The organism is Saccharothrix sp. ALI-22-I, from assembly GCF_001984175.1.
Taxonomy (GTDB): domain Bacteria; phylum Actinomycetota; class Actinomycetes; order Mycobacteriales; family Pseudonocardiaceae; genus Actinosynnema.
Map to the genome: position 1 here is coordinate 1 of NZ_MTQP01000012.1, position 6,198 is coordinate 6,198.

7 protein-coding genes are annotated in these 6,198 nt (G+C 68.5%); all 7 read left to right on the plus strand.

Going from position 1 to position 6,198, the window contains the following annotated elements; genetic code table 11:
• Window positions 1–33: 33 nt before the first annotated feature.
• Window positions 34–1,311, plus strand: coding sequence for an NAD(P)/FAD-dependent oxidoreductase (locus tag ALI22I_RS00275; RefSeq protein ID WP_077003578.1), 1,278 nt, complete (start codon window positions 34–36; stop codon window positions 1,309–1,311).
• A gap of 87 nt (window positions 1,312–1,398) precedes the next feature.
• Entirely contained in the window at window positions 1,399–2,355 is a 957-nt protein-coding gene (locus tag ALI22I_RS00280) for an ABC transporter substrate-binding protein (protein WP_077003579.1), read from the plus strand.
• The gene (locus ALI22I_RS00285; protein ID WP_077003580.1) at window positions 2,355–3,278 is read left to right on the plus strand and encodes an amino acid ABC transporter permease; all 924 of its coding nucleotides are present in this window, start codon (window positions 2,355–2,357) and stop codon (window positions 3,276–3,278) included. The genes ALI22I_RS00280 and ALI22I_RS00285 overlap by 1 nt, the downstream gene beginning before the upstream one ends.
• The gene (locus ALI22I_RS00290) at window positions 3,275–4,042 is read left to right on the plus strand and encodes an amino acid ABC transporter ATP-binding protein (protein WP_077003581.1); all 768 of its coding nucleotides are present in this window, start codon (window positions 3,275–3,277) and stop codon (window positions 4,040–4,042) included. The genes ALI22I_RS00285 and ALI22I_RS00290 overlap by 4 nt, the downstream gene beginning before the upstream one ends.
• A gap of 90 nt (window positions 4,043–4,132) precedes the next feature.
• A complete protein-coding gene (locus tag ALI22I_RS00295; RefSeq protein WP_077003582.1) occupies window positions 4,133–4,606 on the plus strand; it encodes a RidA family protein in 474 nt (157 codons plus the stop codon).
• 74 nt (window positions 4,607–4,680) lie between these two features.
• Complete coding sequence (locus ALI22I_RS00300; RefSeq protein WP_083751294.1) at window positions 4,681–5,787, plus strand: alanine racemase; 1,107 nt, start codon at window positions 4,681–4,683, stop codon at window positions 5,785–5,787.
• Between the two features lie 19 nt (window positions 5,788–5,806).
• Window positions 5,807–6,198, plus strand: a 392-nt coding sequence (locus ALI22I_RS00305) for an SDR family NAD(P)-dependent oxidoreductase (RefSeq protein WP_143531833.1), incomplete at its 3' end; no start/stop codon positions are given.

Here is a 6,198-nt window from a genome sequence, read left to right on the forward strand (position 1 = left end):
AGCGGCCGATCGCGATGGCAGGAGAGAACAGCGATGAAGTTCACCCCTTACTGGCTCGACACCGTTCCGCAGGGCCCCGACCGGTCGCGGACCGAGATCGGTGGTCACGTCGACGTCGCGATCGTCGGCGCGGGCCTGACCGGTCTGTCGGCGGCGTTGCACCTGGCGCGGAAGGGCGCCGATGTGCAGGTCTTCGAGAGGGAGACGGTCGGCTGGGGCGCGTCCGGTCGCAACGGCGGCATGGCCACGACCGGGCTGTCGATCGGCTTCCGCGACGCGGTCAGCCGGTACGGGCTCGACACCGCGAAGGCGTACCTCCTGGCCTACCAGGACGCGGTCGACACCATCGAGAAGCTCGTCGGCGACGAGGGGATCGACTGCGACTTCGCCCGCACGGGCAAGCTGAACCTGGCGTCCAAGCCGGCTCACTTCGACGGCCTGCGCAAGACCCACGAGGTCTTGTCCGGGCAGCTCGGGTTCGAGACCCGCCTGGTGGGAAGGAGCGAGCTTCGTTCGGAGATCGGCTCCGACAACTTCCACGGCGCGATGGTCGACGCCAAGAGCGCAGGCCTGCACGTCGGCAAGTTCACCAGGGGGCTCGCCGAGGCGGCCGCACGGGCGGGTGCCGTGATCCACGAGAAGGCGCCGGTCGTGCAGGTGCGGCGGCTGGGCGGGACGAGGCACGAGCTGGTCACCGCGCGGGGCACCGTGCGGGCCGATCGGGTTCTCGTGGCGACGAGCGGCTACACCGGCCGGCCGTTCCGCTGGCAGCAGGTCAGGATCGCGCCCGTCGGCAGCTTCATCATCGTGACCGAACCGCTGGGCGAGGACGTCTGCGACGAGCTGCTGCCGACCAGGCGGATGGCGTCGACGTCGAAGAACCTGTTGAACTACTTCCGGATCACCCCGGACCACCGGTTGCTGTTCGGTGGTCGTGCCCGGTTCACCGTGTCCAACCCGCAGTCGGACGAGAAGTGCGGGCGCATCCTGCAGAAGGGGATGGCCGAGGTCTTCCCGCGGCTGGCGGACGCGCGGGTGGACTACTGCTGGGGCGGCCTGGTCGACATGAGCATGGACCGGATGGTGCACGCCGGTGAGCGCGACGGGTTGTTCTACTCGCTGGGCTACTCCGGCCACGGCGTCCAGATGGCCACGCACATGGGCAAGCAGATGGCCGAGCACCTGAACGGGGCGGCGGACGCCAACCCCTGGCGCGACCTGTCCTTCAAGCGGATCCCGGGACACGTCGGTCCGCCCTGGTTCCTGCCTTTCGCGGGCGCCTACTACAAGTTCAAGGATCTCGTGAAGTAGGCGTTCCCGCTCGTCCCCGACGCGAAACAGCCGCCCATCCGGGCGATGTCCTGCGCAACTTCCCATCTTGATGAAGGAACGGCCACCATGCGAGTCACCACACCATTGCGTGCCGCGATCGTCGCGACGTCCCTGACGCTCGCGCTGGTCGGGTGCGGGTCGAACGGCACCCCACAGAGCACCCCACAGGGCGCCCCGCAGAGCAGCGGGCCCGGTCAGTTGGTCGAGCACACCGACGACATCTCGGTGGGTGTGCAGCCGGATCCGGCGGCGGTGAAGTTGCTGCCGGAGGCGGTGAAGGCCGAGGGCACGATTTCGGTGGCGATGGACCTGTCGAGTCCGCCCACCACGTTCATGGCGATGGACAACAAGACCCCGATCGGGTTCAACCCGGACATGGCGCGGCTGATCGCCGCCACACTCGGGGTGAAGCTGCAGATCGACAACGTCAAGTTCGACACGATCATCCCGGGCCTGCAGGGCGGCCGGTTCGACTTCACCGCGACCACCATGGGCGCCACCGCGGAACGGCTCAAGGTGCTCGACATGATCAACTACTTCCAGAACGGCACCGGCGTCGCCGTCCCCCGCGGGAACCCGCAGCAGCTGAGCGTCCACGGCCTGTGCGGGCGCCGCGTCGGCGTGCAGTCCGGTACCACCGCCGAACTCAAGTGGCTGCCGCAGCTGAACGAGAAGGACTGCACGAGCCAGGGGAAGCCGGCCATCACCGGGGTGACCCTGCCCAGCGTCAACGACGCCTTGACCCAGCTCGCCTCCAAACGGCTCGACGCGGTGATGTACGACTTCACCTCGCTGTCGTGGGCGGCCAAGCGGCAGCCGAACGTGCTCGAGGTCCTCGAGGAGAGGGTGGTCTCGGCGAAGGTGAACGTCGCGCTGCCCAAGGGCTCGCCGCTGACCCCCGCGATCCAGGCGGCCATCCAGTCCGTCATCGACAGTCCCAAGTACGCCGAAGCGCTCGACCGCTGGGGCTTCCAGGGCCTGGGCATCGAGACCGCGGCGATGGCCGTCCCCTTGGGGCAGTGATGACGACGAACACGACCGGTTCGACGACCGGGAGCCAGCCGTTGCCGGAACTGCTGCCCGAGCACAAGAAGCGGATCACGCCGAAACGTCCGGGCGACTACGTCTGCTGGGCGATCGCGCTCGCGATCGTCGGCGGCCTGGTCTACACGACGGTGACCAACGAGAACTACCAGTGGCCGGTGGTGTTCGGCTACTTCACCACCGAGTCCATTCTGGACGGCCTGGTCCTCACCCTGGTGCTGACCGTGGTCAGCATGGGATTGGGCGTGCTGCTCGGGTTGGTGCTCGCGGTCATGCGGATGTCGCACCAGGCGCCGATCTCCGGCCTGGCGCGGCTCTACGTCACGTTCTTCCGCGGCACGCCGGTACTGGTGCAGCTGATCTTCTGGTTCAACATCGCGGCGCTGTACCCGAACGTCTCCATCGGCATCCCGTTCACCGACGTCTCCACACCGGTGGACGTGAACGCGCTGATGACCCCGCTGACCGCGGCCATCGTCGGTCTGACGCTGAACGAGGCCGCCTACATGGCGGAGATCATCCGCGGTGGTTTCGCCTCGGTGAGCCGTGGCCAGTACGAGGCGGCGGACTCGCTGGGCATGCGCGGGTTCACCAGGCTCCGGCACGTGATCATCCCGCAGACCATGCCCGCGGTCATCCCGGCAACCGGCAACCAGGTGATCGGCATGCTCAAGGGCACCTCCCTGGTGAGCGTGCTCGGCGTGGCCGAACTGCTGAACAGCGCACAGTCGATCTACGCCCGCACGTACCAGACCATTCCGCTGCTGATCGTGGCCAGCCTCTGGTACCTGATCATGACGATGCTGCTCAGCGTGCCGCAGTCCATGATCGAGCGCCGGTTCTCCCGCTCGACGCGGAGGCAGGCGGCGGTCGCCACCGCGACAAAGGAGTCGTTGCTGTGAAAGCCGACGGAACGATCGTCGCACGCCAGCTGTACAAGAGCTTCGGCCACCACGAGGTCCTGCGCGGGATCGACCTGTCCGTGTCGGCAGGGGAGATCTCGTGCATCATCGGGCCGAGCGGATCCGGGAAGTCGACGCTGCTGCGGTGCGTCAACGGGCTGGAGACCGTCGACCGCGGCGTGCTGCGGGTCAACGGGGAGGACTTCGGCTACGTCGAGTCCGAACGCGCCTACCACGCGGTGCGCCCGCAACGGCTGGCCGAGCAGCGCGCCCGCATCGGCATGGTGTTCCAGCAGTTCAACCTGTTCCCCAACATGACCGCGGAGGGCAACGTCATGTCCGGGCCGGTGCTGGTCAAGAAGATCGACCGCAAGGTCGCCCGCGAGCGGGCGCGCGAACTGCTGGCCCAGGTCGGGCTCGACGGGTGCGGCCACAAATACCCCGCCCAGCTCTCCGGCGGCCAGCAGCAACGCGTCGCCATCGCCCGCGCACTCGCGATGGACCCCAGCATCATGCTGTTCGACGAACCCACCAGCGCGCTGGACCCGGAACTCGTGGGTGAAGTCCTCGCGGTCATGCGCGACCTCGCCCACAACGGCATGACCATGCTCGTCGTCACCCACGAGATGGGATTCGCCCGCGACGTCGCCGACGAGGTGCTGTTCATGGACGGCGGAGTCGCGGTAGAACGCGGCGACGCCCGCGAGGTGCTCGCCAACCCGCGCGAACGACGAACCCAGGAGTTCCTGGAACGGGTGCTCTGAAGCTGAAGTTCCTGGTGAGAGTAGTTGACGGCAACAGGCAGGAGCATTATGGTCGACAATCGACAAGCGGTAGTGAGGAGGAGCGGGCAGATGATCGAGACACCCGTGAAGGCTGCGGATCGGCTCCAGGCCCTCGGTCTGGAGCTGCCCGCCCTCGGTTTTGGCGCGAGCCCGTACTTCGTGAACCACCGGACGGTGGACTCCAGCGTCTACATCTCCGGCCAACTGCCGTACCGGGACGGCGAGCTGCTGGGCCAGGGCATCGTCGGCCGCGACGTCGACGTGGAGACGGCACGAGGGCTCGCGCGCCAGACCGCGCTCAACGCGCTCGCGGTCGCCGCGGACGCGGTCGGAGATCTGGACCGGGTCAGGGTCGTGCAGATGCTGGTCTTCGTGGCCAGCACGCCGGATCTCGGTGAGCAGTCCCGGGTCGCCGACGCGGCCAGCGAGCTCCTCGTCGAGGTGCTGGGCGAGAACGGACGGCACGCGCGCACCGCGATCGGTGTCGCCGGGCTGCCGCGCAACAGCCCGGTCGAGATCCAGATGGTCTGCACCGCGGTCTGAGACGGGGGCACGTCCGCCACTCGAGGGAGCCGCGCCCCTTGATCATTCCCAGCCAGTAGCACGAGGAGTGCAGCGTGAACCGGCTCCAACGAGCACTCGACACCCTGGTCGAGCGGGTCGACACCCCGGCGCCGATCGTGCTGGTCGACGTCATGCAGGACAACATCGACCGCATGCAGAGCTTCGCCGACCAGCACGGTCTCCACGTCAGGCCCCACGTCAAGACGCACAAGTGCGTGGAGATCGGCAGGCGCCAGCTCAAGGCCGGGGCGGTCGGAATCACCGCGGGCAACGTCGGTGAGGCCGAGGTCTTCGCCGCGGCCGGCTTCGACGACATCTTCCTCGCCTACCCGATCTGGCCCGCGGGAACCAAGGGCGCGCGGCTGCGCAAGCTCACCGAGTCCACCCGGCTGCGGGTCGGCGTCGACAACGTCGCGGCGATCGAGGCCCTCGCCGACGCGATGGGAGGCGAACCGGACCGGCTGCAGGTCCTGATCGAGGTGGACTGCGGCGCCCGCCGATCCGGGGCACCGCCCGAGATCGCGGGCGATCTCGCGCTCGCCGCCCGCAGGCGCGGCCTGGTGCCGGTGGGTGTCTTCACCTATCCGGGACACGGCGGCGCCGGCCGCGACGCCCGCCGGCGCGCCGCGCGAGACCAGGAGGCCGCGCTCGTCACCGCGGTGCGCGGCCTCACCGGTGTCGGGGTCACCGCGGAGGTGGTCAGCGCCGGTTCCACGCCCACCGTCGAGTTCACCGGAAGCGGCGTGATCACCGAGATCCGTCCCGGCGAGTACGTCTTCGGCGACCTGAACAACAGCCGCCTGGGCGCCTGTACCGACGACCAGATCGCGCTGTTCGTCGCCGCCACCGTGGTCAGCGAGTGGGTCCCCGACCAGGTCATCGTCGACGCCGGCACCAAAGCCCTCAGCCGCGAAGGCAGCCCCGAGCGCGGCTACGGCGGCATCGCCGGCACGAAAGCCGTCCTGGCCAAGCTCAACGAGTACCACGGATTCCTCGCGCTGCCCGCCGGCGAGTACCGCCCCAGCGTCGGCAGCGTCGTGCCGGTGGTGCCGAACCACATCTGCCCGGTCGTCCTCAACTTCGAGGAGCTGATCGTCACCGACAGCACGGGAACGTCGCTGCAGCGGTGGCCGGTCGACGCCCGCGGCTTCCTCAGCTGACCGACAGGAGTTGCTCCACATGAGACTTGAGAACGTCACGGCCCTGGTGACCGGCGCCGGCAGCGGAATCGGGGAGGCGGTGTGCGCCCGCTTCCGCCGCGAGGGCGCACGACTGCTGCTCACCGGCCGCCGGGAGCGACTCGACACCGCTGGACCCGAAGATCTTTACATCCCAGGAAACCTCAACGACGAGACGTTCGTCGCGGACCTGGCCCGCCAAGCCGCCGAGTCCCTCGGCACCGTCGACGTCGTCGTCCTCAACCACGGACTGCAGGCGAGCAGCCCGCTCACCGAGATGTCCTACGACGACGCGAAGAACGTGCTCGACAGCAACCTGCTCAGCGCGTTCCTGGTGATGAAGCACTTCGCGCCGCTGATGCCCGCCGCGGGAGGCTCGTTCGTCTGCGTCAG

Bases quoted from the DNA above. Each gene is read 5' to 3' on its own strand.
- ALI22I_RS00280 (WP_077003579.1), top strand. From the start codon at position 1,399: ATGCGAGTCACCACACCATTGCGTGCCGCGATCGTCGCGACGTCCCTG.
- ALI22I_RS00295 (WP_077003582.1), top strand. From the start codon at position 4,133: ATGATCGAGACACCCGTGAAGGCTGCGGATCGGCTCCAGGCCCTCGGT.
- ALI22I_RS00285 (WP_077003580.1), top strand. From the start codon at position 2,355: ATGACGACGAACACGACCGGTTCGACGACCGGGAGCCAGCCGTTGCCG.
- ALI22I_RS00275 (WP_077003578.1), top strand. From the start codon at position 34: ATGAAGTTCACCCCTTACTGGCTCGACACCGTTCCGCAGGGCCCCGAC.